Annotated in this window: 18 protein-coding genes; 5 read left to right on the top strand and 13 right to left on the bottom strand. The window is 69.5% G+C overall.

Going from position 1 to position 23,212, the window contains the following annotated elements:
• Window positions 1–22 precede the first annotated feature (22 nt).
• From E2169_RS08805 to E2169_RS08815, 3 genes are all read right to left on the bottom strand, one after another.
• Window positions 23–2,152 carry a putative bifunctional diguanylate cyclase/phosphodiesterase gene (locus E2169_RS08805; protein WP_132986251.1) on the bottom strand — a complete coding sequence of 710 codons (2,130 nt, stop codon included), beginning with the start codon at window positions 2,150–2,152 and terminating at the stop codon, window positions 23–25.
• The gene (locus E2169_RS08810) at window positions 2,149–3,066 is read right to left on the bottom strand and encodes a phosphate/phosphite/phosphonate ABC transporter substrate-binding protein (RefSeq protein WP_188726140.1); all 918 of its coding nucleotides are present in this window, start codon (window positions 3,064–3,066) and stop codon (window positions 2,149–2,151) included. The genes E2169_RS08805 and E2169_RS08810 overlap by 4 nt, the downstream gene beginning before the upstream one ends.
• A 71-nt stretch (window positions 3,067–3,137) precedes the next feature.
• Complete coding sequence (locus tag E2169_RS08815) at window positions 3,138–3,914, bottom strand: RNA methyltransferase (protein WP_132986252.1); 777 nt, start codon at window positions 3,912–3,914, stop codon at window positions 3,138–3,140.
• A gap of 85 nt (window positions 3,915–3,999) precedes the next feature.
• On the opposite strand from E2169_RS08815, the gene E2169_RS08820 reads away from it, so the two are divergent.
• Complete coding sequence (locus tag E2169_RS08820) at window positions 4,000–4,824, top strand: inositol monophosphatase family protein (protein ID WP_132986253.1); 825 nt, start codon at window positions 4,000–4,002, stop codon at window positions 4,822–4,824.
• Window positions 4,825–4,898: 74 nt separating this feature from the next.
• Here E2169_RS08820 and secF read toward each other — a convergent pair whose 3' ends face one another.
• From secF to E2169_RS08865, 9 genes are all read right to left on the bottom strand, one after another.
• Window positions 4,899–5,864 (bottom strand): protein translocase subunit SecF, encoded by a 966-nt coding sequence (secF, locus tag E2169_RS08825; protein WP_132986254.1) that lies wholly within the window; start codon window positions 5,862–5,864, stop codon window positions 4,899–4,901.
• Window positions 5,865–5,880: 16 nt separating this feature from the next.
• A complete protein-coding gene (gene secD, locus E2169_RS08830) occupies window positions 5,881–7,746 on the bottom strand; it encodes a protein translocase subunit SecD (protein ID WP_132986255.1) in 1,866 nt (621 codons plus the stop codon).
• A 106-nt stretch (window positions 7,747–7,852) separates the two neighbouring features.
• Window positions 7,853–8,188, bottom strand: coding sequence for a preprotein translocase subunit YajC (gene yajC, locus E2169_RS08835; RefSeq protein ID WP_132986256.1), 336 nt, complete (start codon window positions 8,186–8,188; stop codon window positions 7,853–7,855).
• A 129-nt stretch (window positions 8,189–8,317) separates the two neighbouring features.
• On the bottom strand, window positions 8,318–9,442 hold the full coding sequence (gene tgt / locus E2169_RS08840) for a tRNA guanosine(34) transglycosylase Tgt (RefSeq protein ID WP_132986257.1): 1,125 nt from the start codon (window positions 9,440–9,442) through the stop codon (window positions 8,318–8,320).
• A 268-nt stretch (window positions 9,443–9,710) separates the two neighbouring features.
• Window positions 9,711–10,718, bottom strand: coding sequence for an ABC transporter ATP-binding protein (locus tag E2169_RS08845; RefSeq protein ID WP_132986258.1), 1,008 nt, complete (start codon window positions 10,716–10,718; stop codon window positions 9,711–9,713).
• The gene (locus E2169_RS14540) at window positions 10,715–12,448 is read right to left on the bottom strand and encodes an ABC transporter permease (protein WP_132986259.1); all 1,734 of its coding nucleotides are present in this window, start codon (window positions 12,446–12,448) and stop codon (window positions 10,715–10,717) included. The genes E2169_RS08845 and E2169_RS14540 overlap by 4 nt, the downstream gene beginning before the upstream one ends.
• A 3-nt stretch (window positions 12,449–12,451) precedes the next feature.
• On the bottom strand, window positions 12,452–13,540 hold the full coding sequence (locus E2169_RS08855; protein WP_207918379.1) for a Fe(3+) ABC transporter substrate-binding protein: 1,089 nt from the start codon (window positions 13,538–13,540) through the stop codon (window positions 12,452–12,454).
• 73 nt (window positions 13,541–13,613) lie between these two features.
• The gene (gene queA, locus E2169_RS08860; RefSeq protein WP_132986261.1) at window positions 13,614–14,645 is read right to left on the bottom strand and encodes a tRNA preQ1(34) S-adenosylmethionine ribosyltransferase-isomerase QueA; all 1,032 of its coding nucleotides are present in this window, start codon (window positions 14,643–14,645) and stop codon (window positions 13,614–13,616) included.
• Window positions 14,646–14,654: 9 nt separating this feature from the next.
• Window positions 14,655–15,086, bottom strand: a complete 432-nt coding sequence (locus tag E2169_RS08865) for an Lrp/AsnC family transcriptional regulator (RefSeq protein WP_132986262.1) — start codon at window positions 15,084–15,086, stop codon at window positions 14,655–14,657.
• A 110-nt stretch (window positions 15,087–15,196) separates the two neighbouring features.
• Between E2169_RS08865 and E2169_RS08870 the strand changes: the two genes are divergently transcribed.
• Window positions 15,197–16,690 (top strand): aminotransferase class III-fold pyridoxal phosphate-dependent enzyme, encoded by a 1,494-nt coding sequence (locus E2169_RS08870; protein ID WP_132986263.1) that lies wholly within the window; start codon window positions 15,197–15,199, stop codon window positions 16,688–16,690.
• Between the two features lie 256 nt (window positions 16,691–16,946).
• On the opposite strand, the gene E2169_RS08875 is transcribed toward E2169_RS08870, so the two are convergent.
• Entirely contained in the window at window positions 16,947–18,350 is a 1,404-nt protein-coding gene (locus E2169_RS08875; RefSeq protein WP_132986264.1) for a purple acid phosphatase family protein, read from the bottom strand.
• Between the two features lie 269 nt (window positions 18,351–18,619).
• Here E2169_RS08875 and E2169_RS08880 point away from each other — a divergent pair, with 269 nt between their 5' ends.
• The 3 genes from E2169_RS08880 to E2169_RS08890 all read left to right on the top strand — a co-directional run bounded on the left by E2169_RS08880 (window position 18,620) and on the right by E2169_RS08890 (window position 23,210).
• Window positions 18,620–21,478, top strand: a complete 2,859-nt coding sequence (locus E2169_RS08880; RefSeq protein WP_165942377.1) for a TonB-dependent receptor — start codon at window positions 18,620–18,622, stop codon at window positions 21,476–21,478.
• A gap of 429 nt (window positions 21,479–21,907) precedes the next feature.
• Complete coding sequence (gene upp, locus E2169_RS08885; protein WP_132986266.1) at window positions 21,908–22,537, top strand: uracil phosphoribosyltransferase; 630 nt, start codon at window positions 21,908–21,910, stop codon at window positions 22,535–22,537.
• 49 nt (window positions 22,538–22,586) lie between these two features.
• Window positions 22,587–23,210, top strand: coding sequence for a winged helix-turn-helix domain-containing protein (locus tag E2169_RS08890; protein WP_165942378.1), 624 nt, complete (start codon window positions 22,587–22,589; stop codon window positions 23,208–23,210).
• Window positions 23,211–23,212: the final 2 nt, after the last annotated feature.

Here is a 23,212-nt window from a genome sequence, read left to right on the forward strand (position 1 = left end):
CGCCAACGCCCCTTCGGCGCACTCAGCCCAGCAGGCCGCGGAAGTCGTGCACGTTCATGGGATAGCCGAGCCAGTAACCCTGGGCGAGGTCGCAGCCGCGTTCGCGCAGCACGTCGTACTGGCCTTCCTTCTCCACGCCTTCGGCAACCACGGTGATGCCCAGCGAGTGCGCCATGGCGATGATCGCCGTGGTCAGCGCCAGGTCGTCGGGATCGCGCAGCACGTCGGCGACGAAGCTCCGGTCGATCTTGACCCCGTCCACCGGTACCCGGCGCAGGTGGCTCAGGCCCGAGAACCCGGTGCCGAAGTCGTCCAGCCAGACCTTGACCCCGGCGTCGCGCAGGCGCGCGAGCAGGCTGCTCACCCGGAGCTCGTCGCCGATCACCGCGGTCTCGGTCAGCTCGATATGCAAACCGTCGGCCGGCAGGCCGGTCTGCGCCAGCGTGTGGTCGACCAGCGCGGCCAGGTCGCCGTTGCGCAGCTGCCGCGGCGAGACGTTGACCGAGACGAACAGGTTGCTCGCGGGGAAGTCGCGGCGCCAGGCCACCGCGTCCGCGCAGGCCGCACGCAGCACCTGCGGACCGATGGTCTCGATCAGGCCGCTCTGCTCGGCGACGTCGATGAACACCGACGGCGCGATCATGCCGTGCTCGGGGTGGTGCCAGCGCAGCAGCGCCTCGGCGCCGACCAGGCTGCGGTCCTCGAGGCGGTACACCGGCTGGTAGGCCAGGCTGAGCTCGCCGCGCTCCCAGGCCCCGCGCAGGTCCTGCTCCATGCTCACCCTGCGTTCGACGGCCTGGTCCATGGCCCGGCTGTAGAAGCGGTGGCAGTTCTTGCCCGCAACCTTGGCCTGGTACATCGCGATGTCGCCGTTCTTCATCAGCATGGTGGCGCCGGCGGCATCGTCTGGGAACAGGGTGACGCCGATCGAGGTGCCCAGGAACACCTGCCGCCCGCCGACCACGATCGGCCTGCTCAGCTCCGCCACCAGGGTTTCTGCCAGGTGGCTCGCCTGTTCGCGCATGTCGGCCGAGTCGCTACCGACGGACTCGACCAGGATCACGAACTCGTCGCCGCCGAAGCGCGCCAGCACCGAACCCGCGCCACCCAGCCGGTCCACGGCTTCGCGGATGCGGTTGGCGAACTGCACCAGCACCTCGTCGCCCGCATCGTGGCCGAGGGTGTCGTTGACGCGCTTGAAATCGTCGATGTCGGCGAACAGCAACGCCAGCTGGCGGCCGGCGCCGTGCAGCTCCATCAGCCTGCGGTCGAGCGACTCGCGGAACGCGAGCCGGTTGGCGAGCCCGGTCAGCGCGTCGGTATAGGCCATCCGCCGCATGTCGCGGTCGTGGCGGGCGATGCTCTCGCGCATGCGGCCGAACGCGCGCATGAGGTCGCCGACTTCGTCGGTGCGCCCGCTGGCCGGAAGCTCGGCGACGAAATTGCCGGCCTCGATCTCGCGCGCGGCATCGGCGAGCTGGCGCACGGGGCGCACCAGCGTGCGCTGCACCAGCACGCCCAGGCCCACCGCCAGCAGCAGCAGCCCGGCCATCAGGGTCGCGATCCAGCCGGCATGGCGCTGGCCGATGATCGCCAGGCGCTGGCCCATGCTGTTGGCGGCGCGCTGCTCGTCGGCCATCACCGACGCCAGCGAATAGCCCACCCGCAGCCCGCCCAGGCGGACCTCGCCGATGTACAGCGGCACGGCGACGTCAAGGGCCTCGTCGCTGGCCTGGATGTGCGGTGCGCGCGCAGTGACCGCCTCGAACGCCATGGCGTCGTCCATCACCTGGCCATAGCTGCGGATGTCGCGCGAGCCGTCGTGGATGACGGTGCCATCGTTGTCGTACACCACCGCGTAGGCGACGTCGGGCTGCTTGAGCGTCGCGCGCAGCAGCACGCCGATCTCTTCGAGGTCGAAGTAGTACAGCGGATTGACCAGGCTGGCGGCAAGCTCCATGCCGGCGGCCTCGGAGCGCTCGGCCAGGCGGTCGAAGGCCAGCGCATGCATCGACTCCTGGCCCAGGGCCAGCACTTCGTTGCGCATCACCTCCTGCCGGTGCAGCACCAGCACGACCACCGCCAGCACCGCCAGCACGGCCGCCGCCAGCGCCGCCAGGAAGCGGATGTACAGTCCGCTGCCGGACTTCATTCGAGCACCGCAGCGACCCGCGCCACGCCCGAGCTGAGCACGTCCAGCGACCTGCGCGTATCGCCCTCGATCGGCAGGAAGCGCGTGGTGCCGAAGAAGCGTTGCAGCGCCTCGCTGGCGGCCGGGTCGTTGGCGGCGCCAGCCAGGACCTCGCGCAGGCGCTCGACGACCGCCGGCGACAGATCGCCGCGCACCATTTCCAGCGCCCGCGGGTATTCGTCGGTGGCGTGGAAGGCGACCAGGTCGCGGCGGTAGCTCTCGGGCATGCGCTGCATGCTTTCCCAGTCGAGGTTGCTGAAGGCCCCGGCGTCGACCAGACCCTTGTGCACCCAGGTGGAGATGTTGAACTCCGAGCGCGCGAACAGGTAGCCCACCGAGCCATCGACCGGACGGTCGAACGGCGACAGCAGGATCTCCATCGGCAGGCCGAGCGTGATCAGCTCCATCGCCGGCACGAAGTACGCACTGGTGGAACTCGGGTTCTGGAACGCGATGCTGCGCCCGCGCAGATCGGCCAGGCTGGTGATGCCGCTGTCACGGCGGGCGATGAACACAGTGTGGTAAGCGCCCACCCCGCTGCGTTCTGTCAGCAGCAGCGGACGCGCGCGCGCCCGGGCTTCCAGCGCCATCGCACTGGCCGAGGTCTCGGTGACCCAGTCGACGCGGCCCCGGCGCAGGTAGCTTTCCATCTGTTTGGCGTCGCGCGCCATCAACACGCGGCCCTCGCGGATGCCGACGTCGCTCATCCGCGGAACAACGTAGTCCAGCAGCGACTTGAGCTGGTCGTAATGCGCAGCGGGGTCGTCGCTGATCCGGCCGAGCACCAGCACGCCAGGTTCGCTGGCGGCAAGCTGGCCACAGAGGAGCAGCGACGCGGCCATCGCGGCCAGCAGCTGGCGGAGGCGGCGGAACATCGGGCTTCGATCTGGGCTCTGGGCGCGGATGACGGCACAGAGTAGCTGAAAACCCCGGGGCGGACACGCAGTCAGGCTTGCTCTCCACCCGGCCCCGCGGCCAGTCGCGCCATGCGCTGGGCGTCGGCCAGCACGCCGCGCAGCAGGCGGACCTCGCGCTCGTCCAGGCCGCAGCGCAGGAAGATCCGGCGCAGCTTGCGCAGCGCCGAATCGGGCGCCCGGCCCTTGTGGAAATCGATCGCGTCCAGGGTCTCGGCGAGCTGGGCGAAGAAGCCCTCGAGCTGGGCGTGGCTGGCCGGCGGTTCACGATGGCCGTCGCCCCCGCCGGTGGGCAGGCTGGCGCGCTCGAGGACCGCCACCCGCAGTTCGTAGGCCAGCACCTGCACGGCGGACGCGAGGTTGAGCGAGCTGTAGCCGGGATTGGCCGGGATGTGGATGGCCGCGTGGCAGAGCTGCAGCTCGTCGTTGTCCAGGCCGGTGCGCTCGCGGCCGAACACCAGCGCCACCGAGGCCCCCGGCACCGCGGCATCCAGCAGTCGCGCCGCGCCCGCACGCGGCGCCAGCTCCTCGAGGGCGATGCGCCGGCTGCGCGCGGTGCAGCCCAGCACCAGGGCGCAGTCGGCCACCGCCTCGGCCAGGGTGCCGACGATGCTGGCGGCCTCCAGGACGTCGTCCGCGCCCGCCGCCATCGCCACCGCGTCGGCATGCGGGAACCGCTCCGGGGCCACCAGCACCAGCCGCTCCAGGCCCATGGTCTTGATGGCGCGGGCCGCCGAGCCGATGTTGCCCGGATGCTGGGTGCCGACGAGGACGATGCGGACTTCGCCCGCTGGCTGCGCAGTGTTCATGGGCGCGAATGGTAAACTGTGCGACGGCCTCGAGCCGATTGCTCTTTCCCCCTGCCGTCCCCCTCAACGCTGGAGTCCGCCTGCGATGCAACAACCTGCCGTCAATATCATGGTCAAGGCGGCCCGCGCCGGCGGCAACATCCTGCTCCGGCACATGAACAAGCTCGACGCGATCAACGTGGTCGAGAAGGACCGCATGGACTACGCCAGCGAAGTCGACCGGCTCGCCGAGGTGGCGGTGGTCAAGGAGCTGCGCCGCGCCTACCCGGAATACGCCGTGCTCGGCGAGGAAGGCGGCGAGCAGAAGGGCAGCAAGGGCGCCAGCCGCTACACCTGGGTCATCGACCCGCTCGACGGCACCAGCAACTACCTCCGTGGTTTCCCGCACTGGTGCGTCTCGATCGCGCTGTGCGAGGGTCCCGAACCGCTGTACGGCGTCATCTTCGACCCGCTGCGCAACGAGCTGTTCACCGCCACCCGCGGCGGCGGCGCCCAGCTCAACGACAAGCGCATCCGCGTGGCCGAGCGCAAGGACCTCGCCGGCGCCAGCATCAGCACCGGCTTCCACCCGCGCGAGCGCTCACGCACCGCCGCACAGTTCGACTGCCTGCGCCAGGTGCTGTCGGTGGCCGAAGACGTGCGCCGCAGCGGCTCGGCCGCGCTCGACCTGGCCTACGTGGCCGCGGGCCGCAGCGACGGCTATTTCGAGGCCGGCGTGCAGGCCTGGGACATCGCCGCCGGCATCCTGCTGGTGCGCGAGGCCGGCGGCAAGGTCTGCGATTATCGCGGTGCCGCGATGGGCCCCGTACACGTTGCGCTGCAGAGCCGCCAGATCGTGGCCGGCAACCTCCGCGTCGCCGAAGCGCTGCAGAAGACCATCGTCGCCTCCGGCTACGCCGCCGCGTTCTGAAACCCGGGGCTACCCGGCACGACAGAAAAAAACCCCGCAGCGATGCGGGGTTTTTGCTGTCCTGCGGAGAGGCGTCAGGGCCTCCGCGCAAGCTCCGCGTCGTCGCGCGACTTCGGCAGCAGGTCCTGCTTGCTGACCTTGAGGAAGCCCATCGTCAGCAGCGGGCAGGCCACCAGGATCGACGACAGGGTGCCGATCGCGATGCCTATCATCATCGCCAGCGACATGCCTTCCAGCGAGCCGCCGCCGTACAGGAACAGCGCCATCACGGTCAGGAACGCCACAACCGAGGTGATGATGGTGCGCGACAGGGTCTGGTTGATCGAGGCGTTGAGCACTTCCCTCGGCGGCGCGCGCATGGCGCGGAAGTTCTCGCGCACGCGGTCGAAGACCACGATGGTGTCGTTGATCGAGAAGCCCATCGCCGACAGCAGGCCCGCCAGCACGGTGAGGTCGAACTCCTTGCCGCTGATCGCGAACCAGCCGGCCACGATCAGCACGTCGTTGAGCGTGGTGACGATGGCCGCAATCGCGAACTTCCATTCGAAGCGGAAGCCGATGTAGATCAGGAAGCCCACGACCACGAACAGGATCGCGTACAGGCCGTTCCAGGCCAGGTCGCGGCCGACCTGCGGGCCGACGAAGGCGCTGCCCATGACCTGGGCCTGGTTGCCCTCGATCGATGCCGCCTCGCGTACTTCATCGGCGGTGTGCGCGGTCGCGTCCACGCTGGTCTCGCCATCGCGCGGCTGCAGGCGCACCAGCAGGTCGCTGCCGCTGCCGAAGGTCTGCACCTGGGCGCTGCCGTAGCCGGCATCCTCCAGGCGCTCGCGCACGCCGTCGACGTCGGCGGGCGACTCGAAGCGCAGTTCGACCACGGTGCCACCGGTGAAATCGAGCGCGTAGTTGAAGCCCTTGCCGGTGATCGCCGCGATGGAGGCGATGGTGAGCAGCACGAACGCCGCCACCGACACCCAGCGCAGGCGCATGAAGTCGATGTTCGGGGTGGCCGGGATGAGGCGCAGGGGAAAGATATTCATGTGTCGTATGCCCGCGTCAGATGGCCAGGGTCTTGAGCTTGCGCTTGCCGCCGTAGACCAGGGTGGCGACGCCGCGCGAGACGGTGACCGCGGTGAACACCGAGGTCATGATGCCGATCACCATCGTCACCGCGAAGCCCTTGAGCGGGCCGGTGCCGAAGGCGAACAGCGCGACGCCGGCGAGCAGCGCGGTCATGTTGGAGTCGAAGATCGTGCCCGAGGCCTTGTCGTAGCCATTGGCGATCGCCCCCCGTGCCGGCATGCCGTCCCGGAGCTCCTCGCGTATGCGTTCGTTGATCAGTACGTTGGCGTCCACCGACATGCCGATCGAGAGCGCCAGCCCGGCGAAGCCCGGCAGCGACATGGTCGCGCCGAACAGGCTCATGATCGCCACCACCATCAGCAGGTTGAGCAGCAGCGCGACGCAGGTGAACAGGCCGAACATGCGGTAGTAGATGCCGAAGAACATCAGCGTGAACACGAACGCGTACAACACGGCCGTGGTACCGCGCTCGACGTTCTCCTTGCCCAGGCTGGGGCCGACGATGCGCTCCTCGATGAAGTCCATCGGCGCCGCCAGCGAACCCGAGCGCAGCAGGCGCGCGAGGCCGTCGGCCTCGGCCTTCTCCAGGCCCGTGGTCTGGAACTGCTTGCCGAACACGCCATTGATGTTGGCAACCGAGATCACCTCTTCGCTGACGCGGAAGCTGCGCACCTCTTCGCCCGCCGCGTTCGTGGTGACCTGCGGCACGCGCTCGATGTAGACCACGGCCATCGGCTTGCCGACGCTGACCGAGGTGAAATCGAACATGCGCTGGCCGCCGACGTTGTTGAGCGTCACGCTCACCGCCGGCATGCCGTTCTCGTCGAGCGTCGACTGCGCCATGACCATCTGCTCGCCGGACGCGATCACGCGCTTGGACAGCAGCACCGGGATCGGCCTGCCGTCGATGCCGGTGCGGCGCTCGTAATAGACCCGCGCCTCCGGCGGCACGTTGCCCGAGGCCACGGCGTCGTAGGGATCGCCGTCGATGACCGCGCGGTATTCCAGGGTCGCGGTGGCACCGATCATGCGCTTGGCTTCGGCGGTGTCCTGCACGCCCGGCAGCTGCACGACCACGCGGTCGTTGCCCTGGCGGGTGATGACCGGCTCGCCGACGCCGACTTCATCGACGCGGTTGCGCAGCGTGGTGATGTTCTGGTCGATGGCGTCGGCCGAGATCTGGTTGAGCTCGGTGTCGGGCACGCGGATGGTGATGCGGCTGCCCACGGCCTGGCGCAGCAGGGTCGGCTGGGCGACGGCAAGCAGGCTCATGGCGCGGTCGGCATCGGCGGCATCGGCGAGCTGGGCGACGGTCGTGCCCGCGGCGTTGCGCTCCACCGAGTCGTAGCGGATGCGGTTGTCGCGCAGCACCGAGCGGACTTCGTCGGCGTAGGCGTCCAGGCGCTTGTCCAGCGCCGCCTGCTGGTCGACCTGGAGCACAAAGTGCACGCCGCCCTGCAGGTCGAGGCCGAGCAGCATCGGCTTGGCGCCGAACCACGACAACCAGTCGGGCACGTTGGATGCCAGGTTGAGCGCGACCACGTACTCGTCGCCCAGCGCCGGGCGCAGGGCGTCGGCGGCGCGCGTCTGGTCGTCCAGGCTGTGAAGCCGGACCATGCGTTCGCCCTCGCCGTCGGTGTCGACGGACTTCGCGGTCACGCCGGCCTCCGCCAACGCAGCCTCGATGCGGGCATCGAGCTCGACGCCGGTGGCGGCACCGCGGTTGGAGGTGATCTGTACCGAGGGATCCTGCGGATAGATGTTGGGCAGCGCGTACAGCGTTGCAAACAACACCACGAGCAGGATCACGATGTACTTCCAGCGGGGAAATTCGAGCATGGTCAGGTCTTGCGCGAGGTCGTCCCGCGGGCGGGAGTGACGGGTTTTGCAGCAGGCGCCGGCAGCCGGCCGGCGCAGGCGCCGGCGACGATGCCTTCGGCGGGCGTCAGGCGGACTTCAGCGAGCCCTTGGGCAGCACGTTGCCCACGGCGGTCTTCTGCACGCGGATCTCGACGTTGTCGGCGATCTCGACGGTGATGAAACTGTCGCCGAGCTTGCGCACCACGCCGGCGATGCCGCTGGCGGTGATCACCTCGTCACCCACGGCGAGCTTCTCGACCATGGCGCGGTGTTCCTTCTGGCGCTTCATCTGCGGCCGGATCATCAGGAAATACATGATCGCGAACAGCACGACCATCATGATCGGGAACTGCCACGGGTTGGGCGCGGACGGTGCGTTCTGGGCGAATGCCGGGGCGATCAGGAAGTCAAGCAGGTTCATCAGGACGGTCCAAGGCGGAAATCAGCTGGATAGTATGCCACGGCGGGGGCCAGGCCAGCCCGCCGCACCCGGATGGGCGCGGATGCATATGGCGCGGGTGGAACGGTGGAACCGGTGGACACAGGCGCGTCAGGGCATCCGCGCTGCAAGGAATGACTGCCGGAAGGCCTCGAAGGTTCCCGCGGCGATCGCGGCGCGCATGTCCGCCATCAGCTTCTGGTAGTACCAGAGGTTGTGCAGGGTGCCCAGGATCGGCCCCAGCATCTCGTTGCAACGGTCCAGGTGGCGCAGGTAGGCGCGGCTGTAGCCGCCGCTGCAGGCCGCGCAACCGCAACCCTCCTCGATCGGCCGCAGGTCGCGTTCGTACTTCGCGTTGCGGATGCGCACCGTGCCGGTGGAGGTGAAGTAGTGGCCGTTGCGGGCGTTCCGGGTCGGCATCACGCAGTCGAACATGTCGACGCCGCGGGCGACGCCGTCGACCAGGTCCTCCGGCCGGCCCACGCCCATCAGGTAGCGCGGGCGGTCGACGGGCAGCTGCGGGCAGGTGTGCTCGAGCATGGCGTTGCGTTCGGCCTCGGTCTCGCCCACGGCCAGGCCGCCGATGGCGTAACCGTCGAAGCCGATCGCCGCCAGCCCCTCCGCCGAACGCGTGCGCAGCTCATGGTGCACCCCGCCCTGGACGATGCCGAACAGCGCCGCGTCATTGCCCTCGTGGGCACGCTTCGAGCGCTCGGCCCAGCGCAGCGAGAGCTCCATCGAGCGCTCGACCACGCGCGTGTCCACCGGCTTCCCGTCCACCTGCACCGGCGGGCACTCGTCGAAGATCATCACGATGTCCGAGCCCAGCACTTTCTGGATGTGCATCGACTCCTCGGGGCCGAGGAACACCTTCGAGCCGTCGGTCGGCGCGGCGAAGGTGACGCCCGCCTCGGTGATCTTCCGGCGGTGCGCCAGCGAGAACACCTGGAAGCCGCCGGAGTCGGTCAGGATCGGCCCGTCCCAGCGGGTGAAGCCATGCAGCCCGCCATGGGCCTCGATGACCTCGAGCCCGGGCCGCAGGTAAAGATGGAAGGTGTTGCCGAGGATGATCTCGGCGCCGAGATCGCGCACCTGCCCGGGCAGCATGCCCTTGACCGTGCCGTAGGTGCCCACCGGCATGAAGGCCGGGGTTTCCACCGTGCCACGGGGGAACGCCAGCCGGCCGCGGCGGGCGGCGCCATCGCTGGCGAGCAGGTCGAACTTCATGCGGGACATCGTGATCCTGGCATCGAACGGGGCCGCCCATTGTCGCGGAACCGCGCTCTGCCCGCGCGCCTGCGGACCGGACGGGGTCGCGACGGGAAAAGCTTTTGCCACGGATTTGCGCGGATAAACGCGGATCAGGCCGGGGCAAGACTTGAAGATGCTTTGAGGTGTGTTTCTACGCGAACGGCAGCCGGCTCGCAGGAAGCCGCCCTCCATCGCTTCTGCTCTATCCGCGTTCATCCGCGCAAATCCGTGGCAAAAAAAGCTCCTGCTCTCCTCAGTCGAAGGCGACCATCCCGTCGTCCGCCAGCCGCAGGCGCACCGGAGCGCCCGCGACCAGCCCCGACATGCCCGACACATCCTCCAGGTCGACCTCGACCACCGTGCCGCCGGACAGGCGCAGGCTGGCCACGTGCCCCGGGCCGCGGAAGGCCAGCGCCACCAGTTCGGCCCGCACCGCGCCGTCCGGATCGGGCCGCAGCGCGTGCGGACGCAGCAGCACCTCACCGCCGCGGGCCAACCCCAGCGCCGCCGCCGGCACCAGGGTGCCACGACCGATGAAGCCGGCCACGAAGCGGTCCAGCGGGCGCCGGTACAGCGCCTCGGCGGAGTCCCACTGCAGGATGCGGCCGCCATCCATGACGCCGATCTGGTCGGCCATGGTGAAGGCCTCGGCCTGGTCGTGGGTCACCATCAGCACGGTCGCGCCGGAGGCCTTGAGCAGGTCGCGCAGCTCCGCCGCCAGGTGCTGACGGGTGTCGGTGTCGAGGTTGGAGAACGGCTCGTCGAGCAGCAGCAGGGCCGGATCGGGCGCGAGCGCGCGGGCCAGGGCCACGCGCTGCTGCTGGCCACCGGACAGCTCGTGCGGATACGCCCCGCCGCGATCGGCCAGGCCGACCAGCATGAGCATTTCCTCCACCCGCGCGCGCCGCGCATCGCGCGACAGCGCGCGCAACCCGAAGGCGACGTTGGTGGCCGCGTCCAGGTGCGGGAACAGCGCGTAGTCCTGGAACATCATGCCCACCTTGCGCTGCTCCGGCGGCAGCGTCAGCCCGGGCGCGGCCACGCGGCGGCCCTTGACGTCGATGCTGCCCTCAAGCACCGGCTCGAAGCCGGCCACCGCGCGCAGCACCGTGGTCTTGCCGCAGCCCGAGGCGCCCAGCAGGCAGCCGATGTGGCCGGCGCCGAGCGACAGCGACAGCTCATCCACCACCACCCGGGTATCGCCGCCCGATACCGGGTAGCCCACGCGGATGCCCGCGATCTCCAGCAGCGCATCCGTCACGACATCCTCTCCCGTCCATAGCGCACGCCCGCGCGTGCCAGCAGCACCACCGGCAGCAGGCCGACGGCGACGATCAGCAATGCCGCCACGGCGCCTTCCTCATAGGTTCCGCGCGAAGCCTCGGCATACAGCCAGGTCGCGAGGGTCTCGAAATTCAGCGGCCGCAGCAGCAGCGTGGCCGGCAGCTCCTTCATCGCATCGACGAACACCAGCAGCGCGGCCGCCGCCAGCGCCGGCCGCAGCAGCGGCAGGTGCACGCGCCGCAGCGCAGCCCCCGGGGCGTGGCCCAGGCTGGCCGCGGCCTGGTCGAAGCTCGGCGGGATCCGCGCCAGCCCGGCCTCGACGCCACCCGAGGCGATCGCCAGGAAGCGCGCCACGTAGGCCAGCACCAGCGCCGCCGCCGAGCCCATCAACACCATCCGCGGTTCCATGCCGAAGGCGCCAAGCACCAGGTTGGCGCCGTCGTCGAACCAGGCCAGCGGCAGCAGCAGGCCGATCGCCAGCACCGTGCCCGGCACCGCATAGCCGAGGCTGCCGCTGCGCAGCGCGAACAGCGCGCCCGCCGACCGCCGCCGCCCCTGCGCCAGGCGCAGCGCCCAGCCCAGCACCAGGCCCGCGGCCAGGGTGACCACCGTGGCGGCCAGGGCGATGAGCACGGTATTGCGGACGCTCGCCAGCAGCTGCGGCGACACCCCGTCGTGGCCCAGGCGCGCGATGCCCTCCCAGGCCAGGTAGCCGGCCGGGAGCACAAAGCCGATCACCACCGGCAGCAGGCCCAGCAGCAGCGCCAACGCGGCCTTGCCGCCGCGCAGCCGGTGCGGGCGCATCGGCCGCGGACGATCGCCCACGGCATAACGCTGTCGCCGCCGCGCATAACGCTCGAGCGCCAGCAGCGCGACCACGATCGCCAACATGGCCAGCGCGATCTGCGCCGCGCCCGGCAGGTCGGCACGCGTCACCCAGGTGGTATAGACGGCCACCGTCATCGTCTGCACGCCGAGGAACTCCGAGGCGCCGATGTCGTTGAGCACCTCCATCAGCGCCAGCGCCGTGCCGATCGCGATCGCCGGCCGCGCCAGCGGCAGGGCCACGCGCCGGAACACCTGCACGGGCGTGGCACCAAGCGAGCGCGCCGCTTCCACCAGCCCCGCCGCCTGGGTCATGAACATCGCGCGCGTGGTCAGGTAGACATAGGGATAGAGCACGAAGCCCAGCAGCACGATGCAGCCGGCCAGCCCGCGGATGTCGGGCAGGCGGAAATCGCGCGGACTGTCGTAGCCGAGCAGGTCGCGCACCAGGCCCTGCACCGGCCCGAGCGGGTGCAGCAGGTCGAGGTAGGCGAAGGCGACGATGTAGGTCGGCACCGCCAGCGGCAGCAGCAGCGCCCAGGCCAGGGTGCGCCGGCCGGGGAACTCCCAGGCGGTGACCAGCCAGGCCGCACCGGTGCCGATCAGCACCACCAGCGTGCCCACCCCGAGCAGCAGCAGCAGGGTGTTGCGCGCGGCGTTGGGCAGTACGTAGCGGGCGACGTGGCTCCACAACCCCTCCTGCCCGCCCTGCAGCGCGGTCCAGAAGAGCGCAGCCAGCGGCAGCACCACCACGGCCGCGATCGCCACCGCGGCCCACTGCCATGGGCCTTCGGGCAGCAGTCGCCGCAGCCCGCGGCCCGGAACGCCGCGGGCTGCCGGATGCAGCGCAGCCGCAGTCGTTCCAGTCGCCACCACCGTCATGGATCAGTTGTCGAAGCCGACCTTGTCGACCAGCGCGCTGGCCTCGCGGCGGTTCGCGACCACCTCGGTGAGCGGCAGCGGGTCGACGGTGAGTTCGCCGAAGCTTGCGACCACCGGATCGAGCTCGACGCCGGCCTTCACCGGGTACTCGTAGTTGGCGCGCGCATACAGGCTTTGCGCCTCGTCTGAGACCAGGTATTCCATCAGCGCCACCGCGTTGTCGCGGTTGGGCGCGTGGCGGGCCAGGGCAGCGCCGCTGATGTTGACGTGGGTGCCACCGCCCTCGACGTCGAAGGTCGGGCGGATCACCTTGATCGCCTCACCCCACTGGTGCTGCTCGGAGCCGGGCTCGGCGTTCTTCATGCGGCCGACGTAGTAGGCGTTGGCGATGCCGATGTCGCAGATGCCGGCAAGGATGTCGCGGGCGACATCGCGGTCACCGCCGGCGGCCTTGCGTGCGAGGTTGGCCTTGACGCCGGTCAGCCACTGCTCGGTGGCTTCGGCGCCGTGGTGCGCGATCATCGCCGCGAACAGGCTGGTGTTGTACGGGTGCTGGCCGGAGCGGATGCAGACCTTGCCCTTCCACTGCGGATCGGCGAGGTCCTCGTAGTGGAAGGACTCCAGCTCGAGGTCCCTGTGCGCGTACAGCACGCGGTCGCGCAGCGACATCGCGAACCACTGGTCGTCAGCGCCGCGCAGGTGGGCGGGGATCGCGGACTCGAGCACCTCGGACTGCAGCGGCTGGGTGTGGCCGGCCTCGACCAGGTCGAGCATGTTGCCGGTGTCCACCACCATCAACACGTCGGCGGTCGAACGCGCGCCCTCGGCACCCAGGCGCTCGAGCAGGCCGTCCTTCAACAGCACGGTGTTGACCCTGGTGCCCGACTGCGCGGTGAACGCATCGAGCAGCGGCTGGATCAGGCCGGGCTCGCGGGTGGTGTAGAGGTTGACCTCGCCGGCGGCGGCCGGAGCGGCCTCGGCGTCGGCGCCGGCGGTGCCGGTCTCGGCGCGCTCGCCGCCGCAGGCGGCAAGCAGCAGCGCCGCACAGGCGGCGGCAAGGATGGTGCGGGGGGCGCGGAAGCGGGTGTTCACGGGCATCTCCTGGTCCATGGGGCGTCGCCGGAAGTCCCGGCGTAAATGAGAATGATACTCGACAACGTCCGGATCAGGCATTCCTGGACAGCAACATTGCGTCCCCGTAGGAGAAGAACCGGTAGCGCTCGCGCACCGCGTGCGCATAGGCCGCCAGTACCCGTTCGCGCCCTGCAAAGGCCGAGACCAGCATCAGCAGGGTCGACTCGGGCAGGTGGAAGTTGGTCAGCAGCACGTCGGCCGACGTGATCCGGTAGCCGGGCACGATGAAGATGGAGGTCTCGCCGGAGAAAGGATGCAGCTCGCCGTCCACCGTCGCCGACTCCATCGCCCGCACCACCGTGGTGCCCACCGCCACCACCCGGCCACCGGCCGCGCGCGTGCGCCGTACCTGCGCGACCAGGGCGGCGCCGACGTTGATCCACTCGCTGTGCATGCGGTGCTCGCGGATGTCGTCCACGCGCATCGGCTGGAAGGTTCCGGCGCCGACGTGCAGGGTGACGTGCGCGGAATCGACGCCGCGCGCACGCAGCGCATCGAGCAGCGGCTGGTCGAAGTGCAGGCCCGCGGTCGGCGCCGCCACCGCGCCCGAGGCGCGCGCGAACAGGGTCTGGTAGCGCTCGGCGTCCTCGACCCCGGGTTCGCGCTGGATATAGGGCGGCAGCGGCATGCGCCCCGCCTTCGCCAGCCAGGACTCCAGTTCGCCGTCGACGTGGAAACGCAGGCGATGGAAGCTTTCATCGCGCGAGATCACCTCGGCCACCCCGCCTGCGTCGAGTTCGATCAGGTTGCCGGGCTTGGGCGTCTTGCTGGCACCGACCTGGGCCCGCGCCTCACCGCCGGGAAGCAGGCGCTCGATCAGGATCTCCACGCGCCCGCCGCTGCCCTGCTTGCGGCCGAACAGGCGCGCGGGAATCACCCGGGTGTCGTTGAACACCAGCAGGTCGCCTGCACGCAGGAAGCCCGGCAGCTCATGCACGCGATGATCCTGGAAGCCGCCGTCGCCCGGCGGCACCACCAGCATGCGGCTGGCCGAGCGCTCGGCCAGCGGCGCCTGCGCGATCAGTTCCTGCGGCAGGTCGAAGCGGAAATCGGACTTCTTCAAGCGGGGGCCTCAGCGTTGGAACTTGGTCGACAGCAGCAGGGTCGACGTGGTGCGTTCGACGCCGTCCAGGGCGCCGATGCGGTCGGTGAGCTCGTCCATGTCGCCGATGGTCTGCACCACCACCATCGCCACCAGGTCCCAGGCGCCGTTGACCGAATGCAGGCTGCGCACGCCCGGCATCTGCCGCAAGGCCTCGACCACCGACGGCGCCTGTTTCGGGAACACCGTGATCATGATCAGCGCGCGCACGCGCTCGCGCTCGTGGTCGTCGCTGACGCGCACCGTGTAACCGGAAATCACGCCCATCCGCTCCAGGCGTTCGATCCGGCTTTGCACCGTCGTGCGCGACAGCTGCAGGCGGCGCGCGATGGCGGCGGTCGGCGCGCGCGCGTCCTCGCGCAGCAGCGACAGCAGGGCTTCGTCGGCAGGGCTCAGCTTCATTGGTGAATTCTATCGTCGATCCGCCGAAAACTGCAGCATTTCAGCGCAAATCGCACCTACCAAGCGACGAACGCATGCCGATAATAGGGTATCGCACCCGGAGAACCGCCATGACCACCACCGTGACCGCACGCCTCGCCCCGCTCCGCGCCCGCAAGGGACAGCGCCGCAGCCCCGGCCTCGACGACGCCACGATCGCGCGCTTCGCCGCCAGCCATCCGGAGCTGGTCGACGCCATCGACGCCGCCGCGAACGAGTTCGCGAGCATCGAAGCCGAAGCCGCCGACCTGCTCGACCTCGACGAAGATGCCCAGGTCCAGGCCGTGCAGGCCGGCTACGTCAACTTCTATCCCCAGGACGGCGTGAACCCCTATGTCGCCCTCGCCGCCCGCGGCCCGTGGATCGTCACCCTCAAGGGCGCCGTGCTGTACGACACCGGCGGCTACGGCATGCTCGGCTTCGGCCACGCCCCGGCGAAGGTCATCGAAGCGATGGCCAGGCCGCAGGCGATGGCCAACATCATGACCCCGAGCCTGTCGCAGCTGCGCCTCGATCGCGCCCTGCGCGCCGAGATCGGCCAGGGCCGCGACTGCCCGTTCGCCGCCTTCATGTGCCTCAACTCCGGCTCCGAGTCGGTGTCGCTGGCCGCACGCATCGCCGACACCAATGCCAAGACCATGACCGACGCCGGCGGCCGCCACGCCGGCCGCACCGTCAAGCGCCTGGTGGTCAAGGGCGCCTTCCACGGCCGCACCGAGGCGCCTGCGCTGTACTCCAACTCCACCCGCAAGGCCTACGAGAACGCACTGGCCAGCTACCGCCACGAAGACAGCGTGCTGGTGGTGGCCCCGTACGACATCGACGCGCTGCAGCAGGTCTTCGCCGACGCCGATGCCAAGGGCTGGTTCATCGAAGCGATGTTCCTCGAGCCGGTGATGGGCGAAGGCGACCCGGGCCGCAGCGTGCCGGTGGACTACTATGCCGCCGCCCGCGAACTGACGAAGGCGCACGGATCGCTGCTGCTGGTCGACTCGATCCAGGCCGGCCTGCGCGCCACCGGCACCCTGTCGGTGGTCGACTACCCCGGCTTCGAAGGCCAGGAAGCGCCCGACATGGAGACCTATTCCAAGGCGCTCAACGCCGGCCAGTACCCGCTCTCGGTGCTGGCGATGAACGCGCGCGCCGCCGGCATCTACAAGCGCGGTACCTACGGCAACACCATGACCGCCAACCCGCGCGCGGCCGACGTCGGCGTGGCGGTGCTGGGCATGGTCACGCCGGAGGTGCGCGCCAATATCCGCACCCGCGGCGAGCAGGCCATCGAAAAGCTCGAGGCGCTGAAGGCCGAGCTGGGCGGGTTGATCACCAAGGTCCAGGGCACCGGCCTGCTGTTCTCCTGCGAACTCGCCCCGGGCTTCAAGGGCTACGGCGCCGGCTCCACCGAAGAGTGGCTGCGCGAACAGGGCCTGGGCGTGATCCACGGCGGCGAGAACTCGCTGCGCTTCACCCCGCGCTTCGAGATGGAGGAAGACGAGCTCGACCTGGTGGTTTCCATGGTCAAGCGCGCGCTGCTCGAGGGGCCGCGGGTGCAGGCGGCGGCCTGAAGCTCAGGTCTATCGTGCGCGGCAGCAGTCCGCTGCGGCGCCGATATGCCGTGACCTGAAGGGCCCCGTCGCGGCCGGGAGGCCTTCGCGGCTCATGTCCCCCGGCATCCGCCTGGCGGCGGATGCCTCCTCCTTGACTTCCCCGCGAAGGCCTCCCGGCCACGACGGGGCTCGGCGTTGCCCGCAGGTACCCAAACCATGCGCGAAATCCGGGGAGTGCTCACGGGCCACCGCGCACTGCTGCGCACCCCGCGCCCTACTCCCAACAGCGGTCCGTACGCCCCTTGAGGGTCGCCGAGCGGCCACAGTCACGCTGCTCGATGCGGCCATCGGTGTGCTCGATGATCCTGCGCCCCACGTCGCGATCGCCAACCAGCGAGAACGCGTCATACAGCCGGCCGGTCACGGTGCGCGCCTCGTAGCGCAGCGTGTCGCCATCGATGCGCACCACCTGGAACAGCTGCGTGTCCTCGGCCACCGGCGCCATGGTGTCGCGAGCCTCCTCTGACAGCAGGTACTGCTTCGCGCCGGCCACCGATACGACGTACTGGGGCGTGGCCGCACCATTCTCGCCCGCGCGTCGGCCGTAGGTGTGGTCGTGCCCCTGCAGCACCAGGTCCACGGAATGGCGCGCCAGCACCGGCATCAGGTGCTCGCGCAGCAGGAGGTTGTCACGGCCCTCGCGCGGCGAGTACATCGGCTGGTGGATGGCGACGATCGACCAGTCGCGCGGGCTGTCGCGCAGCACGCCGTCCAGCCATTCCGCCTGCGCGGCGGCCGTGCCGAGATCCAGCGCCGAGGTGCCGTCGAGCACCACGAAGCGTGCGTCGTGCATGTCGAACCAGTAGGTGGTGGCCTCCGCGCCCGGCGCGCCGTTGCCCGGCAGTGCGAACATGTGAGGCCAGTGCGGGCCGAGCACGCGGCGCTCCTGCGGCGTGTCCTCGAACTCCTCGAAGTACTCGTGGTTGCCGGTCAGCGGTGCGACCAGCATGGTCGCGGCCACCGGCGCGGCGATGTCGGACCACTCGCCCCATTCGTTGTCGTCCTCGCCGTCGCCGCCGCTGACCAGGTCGCCGGCGAACAGCGCCAGGCGCGCGTCCGGCGCGTGGCGCAGGGCCTCGAGCAGCACGCGGCTGCCGTGGCTGGCGTTCTTGTTCTGGGTGTCGCCGAAATACAGGAACTCCAGCGCAGTGCCCTGCGCAGCCGCGGTGCGCAGCTGCCGCCACGGGCTCCACCAGCCCTTGCCGCCTTGCACGCGGAAAGCGTAGAGCGTGTCGGCTTCCAGTCCGTCGACCGCGACCTGGTGCTGGCTGCCCGCGCCATTCTCGGTGGCGAAGGCGGTGCTGCGCGCCGCCACGCGGCGCGGTTCGCCGACGGCGGGCGAATCGCCGGCGACCACCAGTTCCAGCATCGGCGCTTCGACGCCCGCGGCAGTGCGCCAGGAGACCTGGAAACCGCGCGCCGGATCCGCCGCCGGCGAGGCGACGATGCGGTCGGGATACGCGGCCGGCGCGTAGCGCGGGTCGCCCGCGGGCACCAGGGTATTGGGTTCGAGTTCGTGGATGCCGGGACCAAAGGCGTCGCGTGCACCAGCGGGGCCCGTCAGCAGCAGGGCGAGCACCGCAGCCAGCAGCAGGCTGCCGCCGGCACCGGCGGGCATGCGGACAGCGGCGCGGCGCGGCGTCGCTGAAGCAGATCGGATGGAATCGCGAACAAGCATGGCGGACCGGCATGGATAGGGAATGGACCGGCGATTGTCGCGGCCCTATGTGTCCGCCGAGTTACAGCGGCACCGGCGCCAGCCCCGCCATTACCGCGCTGAAAGCCAAATGCAGCTTTTCCGTCATGTCGCTGCAACTCACCGGCATAAAGCTTGTGCCCGTTGTGCGGCCGCAGACGGCCGCCATTTTTTTATCCCAGGGCCATCCCATGACCATCCAACGTTCGCTGATCGCCGCCGCCATCGCCACCGCACTCACCTTGACTGCCACTCCAAACGCCCGTGCCGAACCGCAGGCGGGGGCCATTGCCGGAGAGGCCCTGTCCGTCGGCACCGTCGTCGGCCGGGTGAAGGAGTCCTCGGTCGGTGCCTCGCTCGACGGCGCCATCATCTCGATCGACGGCCGTCAGCTTGCCACCGCCCGGCGCAACGGCGAATTCCGCATCACAGGCCTTGCGCCGGGTCGCTACCAGATGACCGTGGACTACCTGGGCTACCACAGCGTGGACACCGAGGTCGTGGTGCCGGCCGATTCCGGCGTGCAGGTGGAAGTGAGCCTGCACAGCACGGTCGGCCCCGCCGACGCCACCACCCTGGACTCGGTCGAAGTGCGCGCCACGCGCGACGCGCAGGCGCTCGCCCTCAACCAGCAGCGCAGCTCGACCAACTACGTCAACGTGGTCTCGGCCGACCTGCTCGGCCAGTTTCCGGACAACAACATCGCCGAGTCCACGCAGCGCATCCCCGGCGTGTCGATCGAGCGCGACCAGGGCGAAGGTCGCTACGTAACCGTGCGCGGAGCCCCCAAGGAATTCACCACCGTCACCATCGACGGCGTGCAGCTCGCCAACCCAGACAACCTCAGCCGCGGCGTCGAGCTGGACACCATCCCGGCGGACGTGATCGCCGCGCTTGAAGTGACCAAGGCGCTGACGCCCGACATGGACGGCGACGCCATCGCCGGCAACATCAACATCCGCACCCAGAGCGCGCTCGACCGCGATGGCCTGACCCTGCGCGCTTCGGCGGCCCAGGGCGCCTTCGAGCTCGGCGACGGCGACAACGAGCGCTACAACGCAACCATCGGCAACCGCTTCGGTGCCGACGAGAACATCGGCGTGATCATCTCCGCGTCGCGCAGCAAGCAGGAACGCTATACCGACAACGTCGAGGCGACATTCGCCGACTTCGACGGCGTGATCATGCCTGAAGTGGTCGAGATCAAGGATTACGAGGGCACCCGTACCCGCACCGGCCTGACCGGACGCTTCGATTTCCGCATCGATCCGGACAACCTCGTCTACTTCATCGCTTCGGATTCGAACTTCGAGGACCGCGAGTTCCGCGACACCCTGGCCATCGAGCTGGAGCGCCACGAAGCCGGCTCGAACGACGTCACCGGCGTCGCCGGCCGTGCCACCTTCGACAAGGAACTGCGCGAGCGTACCTACGACAAGTCGATCCGCACCTACAACCTCGGCGGCGAGCATTGGCTCGGCGACGCCTGGAAGCTCGACTGGCAAGTTGCGCAAAGCAAGGCAGACAAGACCACCAGCCCGCGCATGCAGTACGTCTTCCGCTCGCAGGAGCGTCCGCGGATGGCCTACGACTACAGCAACCCGGACTTCCCGGTCTGGACGATCCTGGGCGTGGACGACGCTCCGGCCACCGGCGTCAACCTGCCCGAGGACTGGTACGAATTCCGTCGTCTCAACGATCGCTACGAGTACAGCGAGGAGAAGGAAAACAGCTTCCGGGTCGACCTGACCCACGCGCAGGACTTCCTCGGCAAAAGCGGCGACATCAAATTCGGCGTGCGCTCGCGCCAGCGCGACAAGCTGTTCAACGAGGAGCGCCATCGCAACGGCGAGTCCGACGACTTCGACGCGCTGGGCATCAGCTACTCGGACATGCTGCTGCCTGACAGCTGGTCGAACAACTTCGGCCACTTCCTGACCGGTCGTCGTTTCGCCCGCGACATCTTCGGCAACTACGCCGGCCAGCTGACCGGAAGCAGCAACCACAACCGGCTGGTGGCCGACTCCATCACCGCCGACTACACCGCCTCCGAGGATGTGCATTCCGCCTATTTCCGCATTGACGCGACCTGGGACAAGCTGACCCTGGTCGCCGGCGCCCGCTACGAGCGCACCAGGCTGGAAGGCAGCGCCGCCGAGTTCAACGAAGAAACCGAAGAGGCCATCCCCCAGCACGCCAGCCGTAGCTACGGCGACTTCCTGCCGGGCCTGCACCTGCGCTACGAGATCGACCAGGACACGATCCTGCGCACCTCGTACTCGACCGGCCTCAACCGCCCCGACTTCATGCATACCGCGCCCTATCGGATCCGCGGCGAGAACGCATGGGACAACGTCTCGGTCGGCAACCCCGAGGTCGAGGCCGCCTACGCACACAACTTCGACGTGTCGTACGAACGCTACCTGCGCCCGCTGGGCCTGCTTTCGGCGGCGGCCTTCTACAAGCGCATCGACGATCCGCTGTTCATCGCCAACAGCTTCGAGACCTGGGAGGTCGTCAATCCCGACGACGGCTCGATCGACATCGTCAACCAGCGGATCACCCGCCCGGAGAACGGCGACAAGGGCAGCATCTACGGCCTCGAGCTGGCCTGGCAGCAGACCTTCGACATGCTGCCCGGCGCACTCAGCGGCCTGGGCGTCTACGCGAACTACACCTGGGCCAAGTCCAATGCGGAGCTGCCGTTCGGCCTGGGCGAAACCGAGCTGCCCGGCACCTCGCGCCACAACTACAACCTGGCGCTGACCTACGAAAAGTCGGGCTTCAACGCACGCCTGGCCTACAACCACCGCTCCGAGTTCATCCAGGAGTTCAACATCACCAATCCGGAACTCAACGTCTTCTGGGACGGCCGTTCGAGCCTGGACTTCACCACCAGCTACCGCTTCAACACCGGCGTAAGCATCTTCGGCGAGGTCAACAACATCAGCGACACCCGCCAGGTCCGTTACCAGGGCCAGCGCAACCGCGTGCTCGAGATGGAAGGCTTCGGCCGCTCCTGGCTGGTCGGCGTGCGCTACGACTACTGACCGCAGCAGGCTGCACGACGGGAAGGGCCGGGTGAATCCGGCCCTTTTTTGTGGTTCATCTCCCGACTGAGGGACTGGCGCGCCATTGATACAGCGCGGGCACCCGGTGCGCAGCAGTACGCGGTGGCCCGGGAGCAAAAGCCGGGCATCGCGCGTACTCCAGCCGAAGCCGAGCCCCGTCGTGGCCGGGAGGGCTGCCCGGGGCCGTTAAAGCGGTGGCAACCCCCCCCCGGCCGCGGCGGGGCTCTCCAGGTCACGGCGACGGATAGCGAAGGAAGCAGACACTCCTCCTCGAAACCGCTTCCCAGGAGATGGGAGATGAACCTTTCTTGTTGTGGAATCGGCCAAGGCGAAAACATCGGCCGCGCACGGCTCCATCCCGACCGGCTTTTGCGCGACACTGGCATCCGTACTCCAGCCACCTCCGCCATGAAGATCGTCGAAGTCCGCCACCCGCTCGTGCAGCACAAGCTCGGCCTGATGCGCCGCGCCGACAACAGCACCAAGTCCTTTCGCGAACTGGCCGGCGAGGTCGCCGCGCTCCTGACCTACGAAGCCACCGCCGATCTCGAGTGCGAGGATGCGGAGGTCGAGGGCTGGGCCGGAACGGTGCGCGTGCGCCGGATCAAGGGCCGCAAGATCACCCTGGTGCCGATCCTGCGCGCCGGCCTGGGCATGCTCCCCGGGGTGCTGGAGCTGATTCCCGCGGCCAAGGTCGGCGTGGTGGGCATCCGGCGCGACGAAACCACGCTCGAAGCCATGGCCTACTACGAGAACCTGGTCGGCGACATGGCCGACCGCACCGCCCTGGTCCTCGACCCGATGCTGGCCACCGGCGGCACCCTCGTCGCCACCGTCGACATGCTGAAGAAGGCCGGCTGCACCCGGATCAAGGGCCTGTTCCTGGTCGCCGCGCCCGAGGGCCTGCGCGCACTCGAGGCCAGGCATCCCGATGTCGAGGTCTACGTCGCTTCCATCGACGAACGCCTCAACGAGCTCGGCTACATCCTGCCGGGGCTGGGCGACGCGGGCGACAAGATCTTCGGCACCCGCGCCTGAGCCCGCGCGGGACTGGCCTGCCGGTGCCGCCACCCCCGTTGGCCACTGTGTGGCCACTGCTCCGCTCCCACCGACACCGCCGGCCGCCAACGGCCGCAGCACGTCCGCGCGCGTATCGCCGCAGGACGGGCAATGGCTGTTCGGCCGCTACCGGCTGGAGCCGGCAAAGCAACGACTGCATGCCGACGACCGGACGCGCAACCTCGATGCCCGCGCCTGCGCGGTCCTGCTCTGCCTGCTCGACCACGCCGGGGACGTGGTCCCGCGGGCGACCCTGATCGCCGAGGCCTGGCCGGGCGTCGACACGGTGTTCGACAGTGCGGTATCGAAAGTGATGCGCCGGCTGCGCACCGCGCTTGGCGACCACTCGGGGCAGCTGCTGCAGACCGTGTACGGCGAGGGCTACCGCCTGGCGCTGCCGGCGGTGCTGCTGCCCCCCGCTCCCGACAACGGGGCCGGAGCCGGCCTGTCGCCACATGCGATGGCCCCGGTGGATCCGGCGCCGGTTACGACCCTGTCCGACGCACCGCCCGCGGCCGTAGCGCATCGGTACGCACGGGCATCGCCCGGCGGCTGGCTGTCGTGGCTGCCCTGGGTGATCGCGGCGCTGGCGAGTCTGGCGGCCGCGGCCCTGGCCTGGCTCCTGCTGCTGCGCCCAGCGGGCACCGCCTGAAA

It is taken from the genome of Luteimonas terricola (genome assembly GCF_004352845.1).
Classification (GTDB): Bacteria; Pseudomonadota; Gammaproteobacteria; order Xanthomonadales; family Xanthomonadaceae; genus Luteimonas; species Luteimonas terricola.